We start from the raw sequence: 15,825 nt of genomic DNA on the forward strand, positions 1-15,825 counted from the left end.
ACGCAGTCGCCCTTCGCTTAGCCTGTGGCAGTTCGCCCCTGCGGTGGCACCTGATGCGGCCGCGGCGCCGGTCCGTCGTTCGCGCCGTCGCTGATCGAGCAGGCACGGGACCGGAACCCGGGTTTCCTGGCGGTGCTGTGGGTGACGGGTGTGCTCAAGGTGACCGGCGGATTTCTGGGTTTGGCGCTGGTGCGCCGTCGCGCCTGGGGCGGCGGCATGGAGCGCCTCGTGCATTTCGCGGCGTGGGGCGCGGGAGTGCTCCTGGTCTGGCACGGCGCGGAGTTCGTGGTGCACGGGCTGCTCGTTCGGGCCGACCTCGTCGACATCGATCCCGAACTGCGGTCGGTCAGCCGCTGGTACACGTTTTTGTGGGGGCCGTGGTTCGTGGCCGACGGGGCCACCTTCGTCATTGCCGCACGCGCCCACCTGGACACCGTCACCGACCGCCGCGCTGCCCGTACCGCGGGCACGGTCGGCGGCGTAGGTGCGCTGGTTCTGTCCGCGCCTTTACCGTGGGAATCGGCTGAGCGTCGGAGCCGCCCGCAGGGTTGACCCCCGCCGCGTCACCCTCGCCCAGGCGAGGAACGCGGGCTGGTCGCGCGGGCGCGCCACGGCCGCCCCGACGTGTGACACCCGACCCGCGCCCGCGCCGGACGCAACGCCGTCGCGGACCGGGTTGCCGGTGCCCGCGGGCCGAGCGGGGCGGGGCCCACCAGTCTCGTTGTGCACGGTACGGGCGCGGTGGTCCGCAGCGCCCCACCTGGCGCGTCCCGCTCCGCCTTGGTCGGCCGCCGGACGGCAGGTGCGTGCCGCCGGATCCGGTTGAGGCCACAGGTCGCCCCGCGGGGCTTCAGTCGTCTGGTGGGCGAGCATGTCCGTGGGGCGCATTTCGGGTTCGTGCCGGCGCGGATGGCGTGCTTCACCGTTCGAACATGCCGAGCACGAACCGGAGTCACCCACCGTGGGCCCCGGCTGCCCGGCGAGTTCAACTGTGCCAACCCGCCGCGCTCCGACGGGGAGGCGACGACGTGCCATCCCGCCCTGGGATACGCGCTCCGGCCGTGATCTGCCCGAACGTCCCCAGGATGGGACATCGGCGGTGTGAGTGGCCATCAGCGACCGGAGTCGCGTATCGCCTGGCAGGCCCTGCCGTGAACGACGGGCGGGAGGCGGGACGGCGGAACGGGCGGCGATGTCGGTCGTACCCGCTCAGCCGGCCTACGTGTGCGTGTGCTGTGTCGCCTCGCGTGCCTCGGTGAGGGCTCGCTGCCTGAGGTCGCCGCCGAACAGCTGAATCGTGGTGGCGGCAAGGATGTCATCCCTGCCGATGGTCCGCCCGTCCCCCCTGCGGGCGGAGTAGGCGTGGGGGGAGTCCTTGAGAAACGGGGGCGAGGCCGGTTCACCTGATATCGCCAGGGTGACCGCGCCGAAGCGTTTGACCCCGCCCTCTCGGACGACCATGGCCGCGTCCCGGGCGAGGTCCGTCAGGAACACGCTTGCGATTCCGTCCAGGTCGCGGACCATCGCGGGGACGGCCGTCGCCCCTTGGCTCCGCAGCAGCTTCTTCACCCCGGCCTCGAACCTGTGGGCGCCGACCACAGCACTCGGTTTGCGCGACCTGCTGCGCTTACGAGAAGGCACGATGACACCCTCGGCGTCATATAGGACACCGGTCAGCCCTCGAAACGTCGGGCTGTGGTGGTACCACGTGTCGCCCACCTCGAGTTCGATGTTCCGGCCGATTGCCGAGACAAGGTCCCCGGGAACCAGCTTCTTCCGAGCTTCCTCCGCCGCTGCTCTCCTCGCGCCGTCGATGATCTCCCTCAGTACTGTCCACGTCACCGACGCGGCGGCCCACGCGGCCGACCGGGAGACGTGCATCGGCGTCACGTCCCTGAACACCGCTTTGACGAGAGAAGGCTTGAAGGGCGAGATACGCATGACCGAGGCGGTCTCGGGACCTCTGTGCTCGGGGCGTGCGGGCTGTGCGGTCATCGGAAGAAGTGCTCCCTGTCGTCGTAGTTGTCACAGGGCCACACTTCACCACGCAGACCCGACACCAGGACCACCGGTGCCGACCGGCCCGACCCGACCAGCCCGAACCCGGGAACAATCGCCATCAATTCCCATGGCCCGCCATGGGAGCAGACGGAACCCGCGGGATGGAACGCTCATGGGGAGCAGTTCTTCCACCATGAGCATGAAGAGTGGCACCGGGAACACTGTGTATCGGCGATCGGAACCGCTCCTCCGGCACAACACCGTTCGCATCCTTATCGATCACCTCGCCCCTCGACGGATCATCGGACCTGTCGAGGCGGGAGGCCTGGGAGTGCCGGTACTTCGCGGCATGCAGGGCACCACGGCCGTCGTCATTCGAGGGAATCGGGCCTATGTGACCAACGGACCAAACCTGGCCGGGAACGACCCGACATTGATGCTCGTGGAACTGCGCCGGCGCTGACACGTCTCTGCGGGATGGGCCACCCCGAGCGGTGCCCGGTCGACCAGGTTCGCGAAGGCCCGGGCGCGGTGCGGGACGTGGGGCGCGGAGACCGGTCCCGGGGTCGCGGCGGAGCGGGTGCCGCAGGTGCCGGCCCCCGACGACGGTGACCAGGTCTGTCCGCGGCTTCGGGCAGGTGCAGTCGGGCGGTGGTTGCCCCGCTCCATCGGTACACGACGAGCCATCCCCGCAGGCTCCAGAACGGGTCCGGGTACTCCACTCCACGAACTGCCGAAGTCCTGTGCGTGGGGCGGGATTCGCCCTAGGGTTTACCAGAGCACTGCCTGCCACCTCTCCGCCGGGCGCGCCCCGCACGTCGGGTGCCTCGGTCCATTCGAACGGTCGCGCCCCGAGCGGGACGCCGGCCTCGCCGAATCGTGCTTTGCCGCGCCCGGTGCCCGAGCCCTCGGCCGGACGGGTGCGTCACGGGAAAGGGGACGCCTACGCCATGAGCAACTCCGATAGCTCCGCCGTCCGGGTAGGCGCCTCCGTCGCAGCCTCCCTCTGGGTCGCGGCCGTCGTGGGTGAACTCGTCTACGCTCTGATCCGGGCCGAGGACACCTTGGTATGGGGCCTGTTGAATGTGTACTTCGGCGACGGCAGGACCGATATCGCGATATCCCTCGATGTGTCTGCGGTCCTGTTGTGGCTCGGTGGGACCCTCTTGTTCACCGTCGTCACGGCCATTGCCCGCAGCGGGGGTTCCGCCGGTGGACACGGGGAGTTCTGAGACACCGCCCGCGCATCGTCCCCGGTGCTCGCCTCCCTCGGCCGATCCCGGGTGGGGATCCGCTCGGCTCGTGTGCCACTGCGCCCGAGGCCGCCCGGACTGCCGGCACCGACTGCCGGACACCGAATGCCCCTTGCCCACGCACGGCCCCGCGTTCGCCCCCGACCAACCCGTCGCCCGATTCGATCCGGATCCGCCCGAAGCGGTCGACGTGCCCGTCGGCGGTGAACCGGTCCGGCGGGCACGTTCGAGCCTCTTGCGCGGCTTCGCTCCGTTCGGTGCGGTTTGGGAGCCGGGTGTCCGGTCCGCAGTGTGGCGGGGAAGCGGGGCCGTTGCCTCGACGCATTCCGCCAGGCGTCGTTGACGCAGCCCTCTTCGACGTGCCACCAGCCTTCCGCCCGACCTCGAACAAGCAGGGCTTGATGCCGCCCATTCCGCGTCGGCCCGCACATCGAACGCGACCAAGGGGAAGTCGTCGCCGAACGCCGCACCGCCCGGACCGAACGGCGCGAAGCGCTCATGGACGGCGTTCGCGCCGGGCCCGAGCGGGCCGCTCGGCACCGGCAGGATGCGCATGGTGCAGCCGCCGGACGCCTCGACCCGGCCGACGGCCCAGTGCAGACCTTCGTGATCGCTCGCGAGCCGCACGACGTCGCCCTGGGCAACGCCACCCTGAAGGAACGGCACGTTCTCGATACGCGCGGTGTCGTCGCCCACCCGGACGGCCCACAACACTTCCCGGTCATGAGGCAGCCACCCCTCCCGCGGCACGAACCGGAACCAGTCCTTCATCCGCCCTTCCGCCGCGTCGACGTCGCCTTCGTTCACCTGTGCGACCCCGGCGTCCTTGCGCCCCTCGACGTCGTCCTCACGACTCTCGCCCCGGGGCCGGGCGCTCCCGGGGCCGGGTCCGATCTGCTGGAGGAGACCGCCGGGCCCTGCCCGACGACGCGAGCGACCGGCTCGTCGACGTCGTCCTGGAGGTGTGGCGCACTGCCCTCGGCACCGACCTGCCCGCGGAAAGGCTCGCCGGCGCCGGGGCGTTCGCGCACGCCCGCGCGCTCGACCCGGGCACGTGGGTCGGCCTCGCCGCCCGTACCGCCGCCACAACACTCCCCGACGCCTCGCCGGTCAACGCCGCCCGGGCCGCCGAAAACCCGGACAGTTCCGCCGCGTTCGCCCTGCTCACCGCGCTCCTCAAGGGCGTGCACGCCACCCACTGGCACACCGAACGCGTCCGCGACCATGCCCGCGCCCTCCTCGCCGCGGACACCCCCACGTGTCTGTCGGAACCGACCGGGCGCTGTTGCGGAACACGCTCATCGACAGCCGGCTTCGTTGATCTCCAGGAACAGCGTTTGTCGATTGGTTCCGGAGTCGGCTGGTGATCATGCGATTCATGAATGTCGAGCAGAAATGATGGCGTTGCCGTGGGGGGCGGCGACAAAAGGGAAGGCGGAAGCCGCCGGGATGCCGGCAGGATGTCCGCGCTCAGCACCCAAGGGAAAGGCCCCACGACCGTGGCTCGTGCCATTACTTTGATCCGCTCCGCCTCCCTGTCCGACGTCGCCGAGTACGCCTACGCTGCCACGGCGCCCGCCGAGTCACGCCTGATCTTCCTGGCCGGGTCATGTCCGCTGAACGATGACGGTTCCACGGCAGCGATCGGGGACTACGCGGGCCAGGCAGCGAAAGCGATCGAGAACATGCAGGCCGCGCTTGCTGCCGCGGGTGCGTCGCTCCAGGACGTCATCAGCACAAGGGTTCTCGTCGCATCGGCCCGGCGGGAGGACCTGGTGGCCGCCTGGCAGGTGGTCCGGGACTCGTTCGCCGACCATGACGTCCCCAGCACCTTGATGGGCGTCACCGTGCTCGGTTATCAGGACCAACTCGTCGAGATCGAGGCCGTCGCCGCCGTGCTCGATTCGTGAGACCCGTTCAAAGGACACCGCAAACGCGGGATGGCCGGCCGTCCGGCACGCCGTGCTTGCGCTCAAGCTCCCGCATCGACATACCGCCGCGATGGTCACGCCGGATCGCGCGCGTGCAGCTCGACCTTCGACATATCCGAACGACACAGCTCCGAGACGGGGCCGATGGCAACGACGCGTGACCAGGGGCCGTGAGATGTTGCCGCCCGGAGTACGGCGCGGGCCGACTACCGGGTACGCGAGGGCGTTCCACCGATCTCGTCGAGCCGGGCCGTGCCCTACGCGACGGCACCGCCGCGCCGGAACCCCGGCCGAAGCAGAGGCCACCGACTTCAATCTGGCGTGAGCTCGGGTCACCGTACGCCCGCGCTCCACCGCCGCGTGCAGCGCCCGGTGGTGGACGCGTGGTACGTACACCGGCAGCACCGTCGACGAGCCCCGGGAGTTTGGCCGCCAGACCCGCGGCCAGGTCGCTCGGCTTCTGTCCCACGCTTGCGGCAGTTTGGACGAGCAGGTTCTCACCGACGACCGAGACGATCTGTTCGGCGGTGATCGCCTCGTTGGGGCCGTCTCCGATCCATGACCGGACCTGCGACTCCAGACCGGCGTCGGCCAGGCTCCTCGCCGAGATCGTCAAGGTCGTCGGCTGCGCGTTGCACCGTCTTCGTTGGTCACAGAGTCACGCATCCGGAACATCTTTCTCTCCTGGATCCACGCGGCACGAGATCCCCGCCCTCGGAGCGAGTTCCTCCCGAGCATCATGAGCGGCAACTCCTGCTGCCTCCAGGGGAGATCATCATCTGCCAACGCATCCGGATGCCACCACTCGGCGCTTCCCGACTTCGCGCCGCCTCGATCCGCCGCCACGTACGAAAAGCCTTCCACTGCAAGTCGTCGTCGGCGTCCTGGAGCGAGTCCAGGTCGCGCAACGGGCACAGACCCTCGCCGGCCCCGCATCATTCCGGAAGGAGCATCACGCTCGGCCGCCATCAGGAGAACTCAGGGGATGTCACACAGTCCTGAACGCAGGATCGGAGACGCTCACTCGATTACGGGTGGGGGTTCCGGCCGGACGATTGCGGCAGAGCCGGTGCCGGACGGGCACCGCGTCCGTCGATGTGCGCGGACGACCCAGGTCACGAGGTTTCCGGATGCTCGGGCCGTCCGCGCGGCTGCCGGGGGTGGCGGGTCAGCGGCGGTACATCACGTACGGCTTGTTGTCGCCGGCCATCGCGGGTCGCCGCGTTTGCCCTCGGTGGTGGGCAGTTCGTACGCTCTCCTCTGTGCGTAGGTGAGCAGCACCGGCTCCACGCGCGCCCAACACCCCGTCCGCGCCACCCAGTCCCGCTCGACGTCCTCGCCCGAGCAGTCGAAATCACCGACGTCTCCGGGGCGCCGCGAGCGTGCGGTTCGAATCCACGCGGCGCAGAACTCTGCGAACGGTCCACGCCAAGGACTGCGCGCGTCCGTCACCCCGACCAGCACCGTCCAGACCCGGGTCCTGCTCGGCGATCACAGCGGCAGCTGGTCCGCGACCGCTTGGGCCCAGCGACGGTATCCGGGGGCGGCGGGATGGAAGCCGTCGCGGGCGAAGAACCCGGGGCCGACCGGGATGTCGTCGGAACGGACCCAGGTCGCGTGCGGGCGCTCGGCGCATATCCGGCGGGAGACTTCGTCGAGGACGCCGGCGCGCCGGGTGAGGTGGCGGGCCAGGGTGTTGGGGAGGGACGGGAAGGTGCTGAAGGGCGGGATGCCCGTGACCGCGACCCGTTCCGCGCGCTTGCAGAGGTCGTCCACGATGGCTGTGAGGTCGTCCCGCCAATCGGTCGGTGAGCGCCTTGCGAGCACGTCGTTGACGCCGGCGAGGAGGACGGCGACGTGCAGGCCGTCCCCGAGCTCCGGTACGACCCGGTGGCGGATGCGCCGGGCGGTCGCGCCGTACTGCCCGACCGCTTCCCACTCGACGAACGAGTCTGTCCGGGCTGCGAGTTCGCGGGCGAACGCGCCGGGAAAGCCGTCGTCGTGGGTCTCCACCCCGTAGCCCGCCGCGGTGGACTCGCCGACGACGGCTACCCGTAGCGGACTGCGATGCTCGGCTCCCGCGCTCCCCGTGACGGCGCCTGCGGGGGGAGGCAGGTACTCGGCCCGGGCACGCACCCACAGTGCTTGGGCCGCGATGACCGGAAGCAGCACGGGGTTCATCGCGCCGCCTTCTTGTCCGGCCCGGAGCTCACGGTCGTCGCTGGGTCGGGCACCGGCGTCGCAGCGCTCCCCTCCGCGCGCAGCGCTTCGATGGCTCCCCGGCTTCCCTCGGTCAGATCCGCGCCCACCGCCTGCAGCATCATGACCAGCGCGCCCCTCGCGAGGAACTGCGCCAAGTCCTCCGACCTTGCTTCGGTGGCCCGTTCGACTTCCTCCAACGTGCGGGCGAGGAATGTCCGGCACCGTGCCGCGATGGTTTCGTCGGCGCGTGCCGCGGCGCACGACTGCATCCACAGTCCGCTGAGGACGCCGTCGGCGATGAGGTCGCGGAAGCGGGCGCCCATCACCTCGAAGGGCTCGTCCGGAGCGGCTGCCGCCGTCTGCCGGAAGACCGCAAGAACGCGGGCCTCCATCTCATCCATGCAGGCCAGGAAGAACGCTCGTTTGCTTCCGAACAGCCGGAACACGTACGGCTGCGACACGCCGATCTCGTCCGCGATCCGCTGTACCGCCGTCGTCGTCAACCCGTTGTCGGCGAACACTCGCATGCCTGCCTCGATGGCCTCGACGCGGCGTTGTGCTGCCGTGCTGCGTGGTCCCATGACGACATCTTGTCAGAAGTAACTACTTACTTACAACATCCTCCTGTGATCATCTCCGGCCCGCCTATGGAGCTGGTGCGTCGGCATCTCGTCACGGCGGCACTGTGCAGAGTGATCTTCCTCACACGCTGTCACAACGATCGACGATGCGTCGCCTTGTTGCCGAACCCCTGAAACGAAGGAGACACCATGACTGGGAACACCGATGTGGTTGTGATCGGCGGCGGGTACGCCGGGGTGATGGCGGCCAATCGCCTGACACAGTGCGACGACGTGAGAGTGATACTGATCAACCCGCGCCGGACCTTCGTCGAGCGGATCCGTCTGCACCAGCTGGTGGGCGGGTCCGACGACGCGGTCGTCGAGTACCGGGAGGTCCTGGGCGAGCGAGTCCGGCTGGTGGTCGACACCGTAGCCCGGATCGACCCGGCCGGGCGCAGGGTGACGCTTGCGGCCGGTGGCACGGTCGGCTACGACTACCTGGTCTATGCGGTGGGCAGTGGCAGCGCCGACCCGCAGGTGCCCGGGGCAACGGAGTTCGCCTATCCGATTGCCACCTTCGAGGAGGCGGGGCGGCTGCGGCCGGTTCTCGATGCCGCGCCCGCGACGGCTGCTGTGACGGTGGTCGGTGCCGGTCCGACCGCCATCGAGACCGCCGCCGAACTGGCGGAGGCGGGCCGGGCCGTGACCCTGGTGTGCGGTGGGGTGCTCGGCCCGTACCTGCACGCCCGGGGTCGGCGCTCTGTGGCCGGGCGGCTGGCCAAGCTCGGTGTGACCGTGCTGGAGGGCCCCGACGCGAAGGTGACGGCGGTGACCCGTGATGGCGTGCGGCTCGACGGCGGCCGCGAGCTGCCGAGTGCGGTGACCATCTGGACCGCCGGCTTCGGGGTGCCGGACCTGGCCGCGCGCAGCGGGCTGAGCACCGACGCCCTGGGCCGCCTGCTCACGGACGAGACGTTGACCAGCGTGGACGACGGGCGCATCGTCGCGGCCGGGGATTCGGCGGCGCCGTCGGACCTGCCGTTCCGGATGAGCTGCCAGGCCGCGATTCCGCTGGGTGCGCAGGCTGCCGACACGGTGCTCAGCCGGATCGCGGGTGAGCAACCCGAGCCGATCAGCCTGGGGTTCGCCGGCCAGTGCATCAGCCTGGGCCGACGCGCCGGCATCTTCCAGTTCGCCGACAAGGACGACACCGCGAAGAAGCTCCACCTCGGCGGACGCCCCGGCGCCAAGCTCAAGGAGTTCGTGTGCAAGATCACCGTCAAGCACCTGGCCGCCGAGGCAGCCAAGCCCGGCTCGCACACCTGGGCGAAGGATGACAAGCGCCGGCACCTACTGCAGGCCAAGCGCGGCGAGGCGTCGGCCACCGCTGGACGGTAGGACTGGCTGCCGAAGCCGCGCACGACCGGCACCGGTACACCCGGATCGGCCAACCAGGAACTGAACTTCCGCCGCAGGGAGTCTTTTTCCGCCGCGACGTACACGGCGACCTCCCGGCCGCGGCTGCGGGCCAGCCGGAACCGGTCGGGCGCCCGCTCCAGGAACGCCGCGTTGTCGGTCCGGGCCGGAGGGACGTGGACCTCGCGCAGGGTGTCCACCAGGTCGGGGAAGCGCCCCTCGCGCCGGGCCCGGGCCGGACGGGAGGACAGCCGGCGGTACATCGACGGCGTGTTCGGCACCAGTTGCTCGGAGATCGCCCGATGCCAGAGCTGTCCCAAGGTCACGCCGGCGTCGTACTCGGCGACGATCTCCCGGGCCCGGTCGATCAAGACCGGCCAGTGGACGCGCCCATGCGGTACATGTACCCCGGGGTTCGCCCGAGCGGGCGAGACCGGAGACCGGACCCATATGAGTACGGGTACTCAGGCGGATACGACCGGCCGGCTTCACCATATAGAGGACGACACCGGTTCCGGGGGGAAGACCAAGGCGACTGCGCTCACCGGCAGCACCACCGAACTCGGGCGATCTCGCCTCGCGGATCTCTCCGTCCAGGTCGCCCCCCACAACCGAGGGCACTACGACGCATTGGCATTCCTGATGGGCTGCCCGGTGCGCCCGGCGCCACGGCCTGGCTGGGTCGGCCCCGGCCCGACTGGCATTCACCGAGATCAATTCAATCGCAAGGATCACAATGACTGCAGGCGCTCCGCAGAACCCCGTTACGGTAAACGACAGGCATTCTGCGCTGAACCTTACGCACGTTGCCGAGATCGTCCCCGTCAGGTCTATCGAGGATATCTGCGCCGCCGTCAAGGAGGCGACGCGCACAGAACGAGGGGTGGCTATATGCGGAGGCCGCCACGCCATGGGAGGGCAGCAATTTTCCAGCAACGACATACTTGTCGATACCGCAGAATTCAACAGTGTTGTCTCTCTGGACGCCGAACGTGGCCTGGTCGAGGTAAATTCCGGAATTCAGTGGCAGGAGCTGCACGAATGGCTCCTGGCGAACCAGGCCGGAGTCGAAAAAGTGTGGACGTTCCGACAGAAGCAGACAGGCGCCAATCGACTGAGCATCGGTGGTTGCCTCGCAGCGAACGTACACGGCCGCGGCTTGACTCTGCCCCCGTTTGTCAGCGATGTGGAGAGCTTCACCATTATCGGTTCGCAAGGTGAGCCAAAGCTGTGCAGCCGGGAGGAAAACGCAGACCTGTTCGCGCTCGCCATCGGCGGGTACGGCCTTTTCGGCGTCATAGGGAACGTGACGCTGCGCCTCACGGAGCGGTACAAAGTGCGCCGAGTGGTGGAAATCGGTCGAATCGACGATCTACAAGAATCGTTTGATCGACGCATCGCCGAGGGCTTCCTGTACGGCGACTTCCAGTTCGAAATCGACCCGGTCGCAGATACATTTCTGCAGCGCGGCGTGTTCTCGTGCTACCAGCCAGTCGGCAGTGATGCGTCCATTCCCGAGGATCAGCGCATTCTAGCCCCTGATGACTGGCGCGGCCTGTTGATGCTTGCCCATACAGACAAGTCGGCGGCATTCGATCGCTATGCCGAGCACTACCTGGCCACTTCGGGTCAGGTTTATTGGTCCGACAGTCATCAATTCGCCACGTACATTGACGACTACCATCTCGCGGTCGATGAGGTGCTTGGCCATCAGGGCTCTGAGGTCATCACCGAAATCTTTGTGCCCCGCTCGCGACTCACCGAGTACATGGCCGCAGCCGCGGACTACCTGCGCAGCAACGACATCGATCTCATTTATGGCACGATACGGCTTGTCCGGCGCGATGATGAAACCTTCCTCGCCTGGGCCCGCCGCGACTACGCGTGCATCATCTTCAATCTCCACGTGCGCCATGACGCCACGGGGCACGAGGAAGCCGGCACGGCGTTCCGTGGCCTGATCGACCTGGCCATCACCCACAACGGCAGCTTCTATCTCACCTATCATCGGCACGCGACTCGCGAGCAAATAGAAGTTTGCCACCCGAAGTTCAGCGAATTCCTGACCCTCAAACGCGCCCACGACCCGCAGGAACGCTTCACCAGCGACTGGTACCGTCACCACAGGGACCTGTTCGAAATGGCACAAGCATGGTGACCGTTTCCGCGACAGCTCTGGTTGTAGCAGGAGGGCAGCTACTCGTCGGGCAGGATCCGACATGGCGTCCGCTGGTGGGTCCACAGGCCCAAGCATTCCTGCGGACTGCCCTGGGCGGTGCCACATTCCCATGGTCATTGCTTGCCGCCGCGACGCGATGGAGAATGGCACGGGGTCTTTTGCGCGGGCTGGAACGTATCTTTCTACCCGGGCTCTTTGCACACCAAGCGCTGCGCAAGCAGTTGCTGCGGGAATGGGCGCGCCAATCTATTTCCGAAGGGGTGGAGCAAGTCGTGGTTCTGGGTTCAGGGCTCGATACGCTGGCACTGGAATTGTCCGGAGTATTTCCAGGCACCCGCTTTATCGAATTCGACCGTGCCCCGTCTTTGAATCTCAAGCGGTCAGCGTATGAGCGTTACGGTGGCCTGAAGAATAATCATGCGCTGGTCGAGGGCGACCTCGCGCGCGGCGGGGTCGAGGATCAGTTGGCACGTTCCCCGCTGTATTTTCGGCAAGCGCGGACATTGTTCGTTGTCGAAGGTGTTTTGATGTACCTGGAAGCAGAAGAGGTCACCGTACTGCTCGGTGAGCTGGGTGCCCGCCCGGCGGGTACGACGTGGTGCGCGTTTTCTTTTATGGGCCTCGATGTCTCGGGTCGACCGTCGTTTGTAGACGAACGTAGTCCCGTGCAAGGCTGGCTTCGTCGACGCGACGAGGTATTTCGCTGGGGCAGCACCCACGAGCACCTCGCCGACATGCTCACCACGGCGGGTTTCACGGTACGCGCAATGACAGAGCGGGACACCCTCGCAGGCCGCGCTCCAGGCAAAAACGCCAAAGTGGCCCGTGGTGAATATCTGTGTCTTTCGAGGAACTCCTGAGCTTCGATTCGTGAACTAGCAGGGACTGTCGCCACGTCTGGGCGGCACCCATGCCGGCCGCCACGAAGGCGAGCCGAGGCACGCGGTCGCCGTCGCCTCGATGCTCGCCCTCACCGTGGTCAACCCATTGCTGGGGATGGCCCGGGCGAGGGCGCCCAGGTCTCGAATTGCCCGGTGGGCGGGGCGGGTTCGCGACTCGCGGACGTCGTCGGTGGTGTGGGTGGTCGGGGTTCGGATGCGAACGTAACGGCACTCGTCCTGCGCGTGTGTACGGAGCCGGGGTTCGCCGGTGCCGGGCGCGCACCCCGGTCGTGGGAGGAGGGCGTGTACCCGCCTCGAAAACCACTCAGTCACGGCGGGTGGAGCCCCGGGGCGCGCTACGGCGGGGACGGGGATTTCGCGGCGGGGGAGAGGGTCCTGGCCGTGGTGGGGAACGGGGCGGCGTGCCCGGGGACATTCGCACTGCCATGTGGATGCAGTGGGGGTTGGCTGGTGCCGACCGAGCCTGGTGACGGGCGGCGGAGGGTCGAAGTTGTGGTGCGCCGCCGCGGCGGTGATGGCCACGACCGGCGGCCGGCCCGGGCGTCTCTCGGTCGCGGCGAGGTTGTCCGCGCTGGTGCCTGCGCAGGTGGCGTCGAACGGCCTGTGCAGGCGCGTGGTCGACCTGTTCGCCTTCGGGAGTCCGTGGCCGCAGCCGTCGCCCGTTCCCGGTCGCGGGCCGGAACACCGTCCGATCCGAAGGCGAGTTCTCAAGAGCCGGCCTTTCCTCGCGGCGGGTGTGGAGCGGGAACGGCGGGGCAGGCGTGCGCCGAACCATTGCACGGACGACTCCCGGGCGGCTGCTGTCTGCCGCGTGGGGGTCGTCGATAGTCGACATCCGAGGAGGATTTCCGTGAGCACCGGCGACAACGTGTGGGGTCACCGTCCCGAGTCCGGCTACACCGCGGGGACGAGCCTGGCCGGATACAAGGTCGATGCCACCGACGGCCACATCGGCAAGGTCGACAAGCACAACGACGACGTCGACGCGTCCTACCTGGTGGTCGACACGGGTGTGTGGATCTTCGGCAAGCACGTCCTGCTCCCCGCGGGCACGATCGCGAGCATCGACACCGAGAACAAGGTCGTCCACGTCTCGCGCACCAAGGAGGAGATCAAGAACTCCCCCGAGTTCGACAAGGACAAGCACCTCGACGACCACGACCATCGCACACGGACCGGCGACTACTACGGCAACACCGCACCGGGCACCCCGGGGGCCGGCCCCGCCGGCACGCCGTAACCGGCGAACGGATCCGGTTTCGACGCCGACCCGCGAGGCTGTCCGCCGCCGGCGGCGTCGTCCGGAATTCCGTCCGTGATCGCCGGTCGGCGAGGCCGATGTGCTCCGCGTCCGCCCTGACGACCCACGTCCGCGGGTACCGACACCATCGGTCCGGTGCCCGCACGAACCGAGAGGCCGGGTGAATCCCATGGCAGGCAAGTTCGAGGTGTACACCGACAAGAACGGCAAGTTCAGGTTCCGACTCAAGGCGGGCAACGGCGAGATCGTCGCCACCGGCGAGGCCTACGAGACCAAGGCCGCCTGCCTCAAGGGCGTCGAATCGGTGAGGACCAACGCGGCCGACGCCAAGGTCGAGACCCTCGATTCGTGACTCCCGCCGGGTCCGCCGCGCCGACGAGCGCGGCGGGCCCGGGTCCTGTTGTCGACAGCGCCCCGGCGCGCGCCGACTGCGCGTTCTCCACGTGCCGGCCCGCCGGCGCGGGTCGGCGGTGCTTCACCGAAATCAACACGGGTGGGAGCCCGGATATGACCATTCCGCCACGCAACCCGCCCACAGAGGAACTGAGTTGGACCCTGACGCACAGTGGTGGTGTCTTGGGCCGGGTCCGCGCCACGGTCCGCGACGCCCTCGGCGGCTGGGGCCGGCCCCCGGACCGCGCGGACGACGTCGTCCAGGTCGTCTCGGAACTCGTCGGCAATGTTCTTCGCCACACCCACGGCGAAGCCGAATTGACCTTGAGCCCCACCCCCGACGGAGTCGAGATCGCGGTGGGCGACCACGCCCGCGATCTCCTCGTCCTCCAGCGTCCCGCGAACGGCGACGGCGGATACGGCCTATGCCTGCTCGACATGCTCACCACGACGTGGAGCGTCGAACAACACGAGGCGGGCAAACACGTCCGCGCCCGCATACGACGTTGAAGCCGCGCGACACAGCCGTGCGATCGAATGCGACGATGTGGACATCCCCGACGAGCAAGGCGGCGATCCGATGAGCGTGGCCGAACCCGACCTCGTTCTCACCACATGCACCCCACGTCCGGGCGTCGCGGTCGTCGACGTTCGCGGCCACCTCGACCACCACACCGCGCCCCGACTGCGCAGGCGCGGCTTCGAGCTGATCGACCAAGGGCACCGCCATGTGGTCCTGAACCTGGCCGGCCTGGGGTTCTCCGACTCCACCGGCCTGGCCGTCCTGGTCGCCCTCCACCACCGCACCCGCGCCCATCGGGGCACCGTCGCCGTCGCGGCCCCACCCGAGCGCCTCCGCAGGATGCTGCGCGTGACCGGCCTGTCCCTCGTCGTCGCCGAACACCACGACGTCGACCACGCCTTGGCCGCGATCGAACCCGACGACACTTTGTCTCCTGGGGCGCGCCACGACGCCTAGGACCGGCGTGTGCACTCCGTACGCTTGCCGCGTGTGTCGCCGAGGCGGGCGTCGAAATCCACTCCTGCGAGCGCTTACAGGCCCACCGCGATGACAAGGTTCCTGGCGGAAGACACGGTTCGTTATTCGGCTCGCTACTGCATACGGGTGTATCCCGTGGCCCCCTGGGCAGGCCGGCCCTGCGCCCGTCCGGCGATCGAAGGGGATGCCCATATGAGCCCGAGCACCGCGAACATCACCGAGACGACCGCCACCGTATGCCACCCGCGCCCCGTCGACCTCCCGACAGACGACGACCACAGCGACCTCCTCGCGGGCCATCACTGCACCAGCCTCGCCGGTTCCTGGCCGACTCGCAGCTGCCCTGGGGCTTGGACGCGGCCGGCGGCGCGGTGTCCACCCCGGCGTGGCGCACCAAGCCGTCCTGGTATCTGGTCGCCACCGAGGATCACATGATCCCGCCCCCCGTGCAGCGCGCGATGGCCGAGCGAATCGGCGCCCGCGTCGCCGAGACGGCCGGCAGCCACGCCGTCTACGTCTCGCAGCCCGCCGCCGTCGCCGACCTGATCAAGCAGGCCGCCGGCAGCTGAACCCGCCCGACCGGCACTCCGGCGCCCGCCGGCCCACCCCCACAAGGGGCGGGCCGGCGGGCGCCGCTCCGTCACAGCCACCCCTCCGGCAGCCCCAACGCCCCACGCCCGGACGGGACTTCACCGACCCCCGAACACAGAGGAGCCCGACATGG

General features: G+C 68.7%; 14 protein-coding genes and 3 pseudogenes. 12 read left to right on the forward strand and 5 right to left on the reverse strand.

Annotated elements, in window-relative coordinates; translation table 11 throughout:
• Positions 1-84: 84 nt before the first annotated feature.
• Positions 85-552, forward strand: a pseudogene (locus ACIBSV_RS36295) (DUF3995 domain-containing protein); the annotation flags it as partial.
• Positions 553-1,218: 666 nt separating this feature from the next.
• On the opposite strand, the gene ACIBSV_RS36300 reads toward ACIBSV_RS36295, so the two are convergent.
• Positions 1,219-1,995 (reverse strand): hypothetical protein, encoded by a 777-nt coding sequence (locus ACIBSV_RS36300; RefSeq protein ID WP_395870794.1) that lies wholly within the window; start codon positions 1,993-1,995, stop codon positions 1,219-1,221.
• Between the two features lie 956 nt (positions 1,996-2,951).
• On the opposite strand from ACIBSV_RS36300, the gene ACIBSV_RS36305 reads away from it, so the two are divergent.
• Positions 2,952-3,233 carry a hypothetical protein gene (locus ACIBSV_RS36305; protein WP_395871007.1) on the forward strand — a complete coding sequence of 94 codons (282 nt, stop codon included), beginning with the start codon at positions 2,952-2,954 and terminating at the stop codon, positions 3,231-3,233.
• Positions 3,234-3,574: 341 nt separating this feature from the next.
• Here ACIBSV_RS36305 and ACIBSV_RS36310 read toward each other — a convergent pair.
• Positions 3,575-4,025 (reverse strand): annotated as a pseudogene (locus ACIBSV_RS36310) (DUF4265 domain-containing protein); the annotation flags it as partial.
• A 191-nt stretch (positions 4,026-4,216) separates the two neighbouring features.
• Here ACIBSV_RS36310 and ACIBSV_RS36315 point away from each other — a divergent pair.
• Both ACIBSV_RS36315 and ACIBSV_RS36320 read left to right on the forward strand, forming a co-directional pair.
• The gene (locus tag ACIBSV_RS36315; protein ID WP_395870796.1) at positions 4,217-4,621 is read left to right on the forward strand and encodes a hypothetical protein; all 405 of its coding nucleotides are present in this window, start codon (positions 4,217-4,219) and stop codon (positions 4,619-4,621) included.
• Positions 4,622-4,753: 132 nt separating this feature from the next.
• A complete protein-coding gene (locus ACIBSV_RS36320) occupies positions 4,754-5,164 on the forward strand; it encodes a RidA family protein (RefSeq protein WP_395870999.1) in 411 nt (136 codons plus the stop codon).
• A 7-nt stretch (positions 5,165-5,171) separates the two neighbouring features.
• Here ACIBSV_RS36320 and ACIBSV_RS36325 read toward each other — a convergent pair whose 3' ends face one another.
• The 3 genes from ACIBSV_RS36325 to ACIBSV_RS36335 form a co-directional block, all read right to left on the reverse strand.
• Positions 5,172-5,801 (reverse strand): YidB family protein, encoded by a 630-nt coding sequence (locus ACIBSV_RS36325; protein WP_395870798.1) that lies wholly within the window; start codon positions 5,799-5,801, stop codon positions 5,172-5,174.
• A gap of 875 nt (positions 5,802-6,676) precedes the next feature.
• The gene (locus tag ACIBSV_RS36330; protein ID WP_395870800.1) at positions 6,677-7,366 is read right to left on the reverse strand and encodes an SGNH/GDSL hydrolase family protein; all 690 of its coding nucleotides are present in this window, start codon (positions 7,364-7,366) and stop codon (positions 6,677-6,679) included.
• Positions 7,363-7,968 (reverse strand): TetR/AcrR family transcriptional regulator, encoded by a 606-nt coding sequence (locus ACIBSV_RS36335; RefSeq protein WP_395870802.1) that lies wholly within the window; start codon positions 7,966-7,968, stop codon positions 7,363-7,365. Before ACIBSV_RS36335 ends, ACIBSV_RS36330 begins: the two co-directional genes overlap by 4 nt.
• A gap of 189 nt (positions 7,969-8,157) precedes the next feature.
• Here ACIBSV_RS36335 and ACIBSV_RS36340 point away from each other — a divergent pair, with 189 nt between their 5' ends.
• The 8 genes and pseudogenes from ACIBSV_RS36340 to ACIBSV_RS36375 all read left to right on the forward strand — a co-directional run.
• Positions 8,158-9,348, forward strand: a complete 1,191-nt coding sequence (locus tag ACIBSV_RS36340) for an NAD(P)/FAD-dependent oxidoreductase (RefSeq protein ID WP_395870804.1) — start codon at positions 8,158-8,160, stop codon at positions 9,346-9,348.
• Positions 9,349-10,102: 754 nt separating this feature from the next.
• A complete protein-coding gene (locus ACIBSV_RS36345; protein ID WP_395870806.1) occupies positions 10,103-11,524 on the forward strand; it encodes an FAD-binding oxidoreductase in 1,422 nt (473 codons plus the stop codon).
• Positions 11,518-12,405 (forward strand): class I SAM-dependent methyltransferase, encoded by an 888-nt coding sequence (locus ACIBSV_RS36350; RefSeq protein ID WP_395870808.1) that lies wholly within the window; start codon positions 11,518-11,520, stop codon positions 12,403-12,405. Before ACIBSV_RS36345 ends, ACIBSV_RS36350 begins: the two co-directional genes overlap by 7 nt.
• A gap of 892 nt (positions 12,406-13,297) precedes the next feature.
• Complete coding sequence (locus ACIBSV_RS36355; protein WP_395870810.1) at positions 13,298-13,687, forward strand: PRC-barrel domain-containing protein; 390 nt, start codon at positions 13,298-13,300, stop codon at positions 13,685-13,687.
• Positions 13,688-13,877: 190 nt separating this feature from the next.
• Positions 13,878-14,060 carry a YegP family protein gene (locus ACIBSV_RS36360; protein WP_395870812.1) on the forward strand — a complete coding sequence of 61 codons (183 nt, stop codon included), beginning with the start codon at positions 13,878-13,880 and terminating at the stop codon, positions 14,058-14,060.
• A 155-nt stretch (positions 14,061-14,215) separates the two neighbouring features.
• Positions 14,216-14,611 (forward strand): ATP-binding protein, encoded by a 396-nt coding sequence (locus tag ACIBSV_RS36365; protein WP_395870814.1) that lies wholly within the window; start codon positions 14,216-14,218, stop codon positions 14,609-14,611.
• Positions 14,612-14,681: 70 nt separating this feature from the next.
• On the forward strand, positions 14,682-15,080 hold the full coding sequence (locus tag ACIBSV_RS36370) for an STAS domain-containing protein (RefSeq protein WP_395870816.1): 399 nt from the start codon (positions 14,682-14,684) through the stop codon (positions 15,078-15,080).
• A gap of 341 nt (positions 15,081-15,421) precedes the next feature.
• Positions 15,422-15,670: pseudogene (locus ACIBSV_RS36375) on the forward strand (alpha/beta fold hydrolase); the annotation flags it as partial.
• Positions 15,671-15,825: the final 155 nt, after the last annotated feature.

It is taken from the genome of Embleya sp. NPDC050154 (assembly GCF_044460165.1).
In the GTDB taxonomy this organism is placed as follows: Bacteria; Actinomycetota; Actinomycetes; order Streptomycetales; family Streptomycetaceae; genus Embleya.

Excerpts from the sequence above, each read along its gene's own strand:
- ACIBSV_RS36300 (WP_395870794.1), bottom strand. The coding sequence starts at position 1,995 with ATGACCGCACAGCCCGCACGCCCCGAGCACAGAGGTCCCGAGACCGCC.
- ACIBSV_RS36305 (WP_395871007.1), top strand. The coding sequence starts at position 2,952 with ATGAGCAACTCCGATAGCTCCGCCGTCCGGGTAGGCGCCTCCGTCGCA.
- ACIBSV_RS36330 (WP_395870800.1), bottom strand. The coding sequence starts at position 7,366 with ATGAACCCCGTGCTGCTTCCGGTCATCGCGGCCCAAGCACTGTGGGTG.
- ACIBSV_RS36335 (WP_395870802.1), bottom strand. The coding sequence starts at position 7,968 with ATGGGACCACGCAGCACGGCAGCACAACGCCGCGTCGAGGCCATCGAG.
- ACIBSV_RS36340 (WP_395870804.1), top strand. The coding sequence starts at position 8,158 with ATGACTGGGAACACCGATGTGGTTGTGATCGGCGGCGGGTACGCCGGG.
- ACIBSV_RS36345 (WP_395870806.1), top strand. The coding sequence starts at position 10,103 with ATGACTGCAGGCGCTCCGCAGAACCCCGTTACGGTAAACGACAGGCAT.
- ACIBSV_RS36350 (WP_395870808.1), top strand. The coding sequence starts at position 11,518 with ATGGTGACCGTTTCCGCGACAGCTCTGGTTGTAGCAGGAGGGCAGCTA.
- ACIBSV_RS36360 (WP_395870812.1), top strand. The coding sequence starts at position 13,878 with ATGGCAGGCAAGTTCGAGGTGTACACCGACAAGAACGGCAAGTTCAGG.
- ACIBSV_RS36365 (WP_395870814.1), top strand. The coding sequence starts at position 14,216 with ATGACCATTCCGCCACGCAACCCGCCCACAGAGGAACTGAGTTGGACC.
- ACIBSV_RS36370 (WP_395870816.1), top strand. The coding sequence starts at position 14,682 with ATGAGCGTGGCCGAACCCGACCTCGTTCTCACCACATGCACCCCACGT.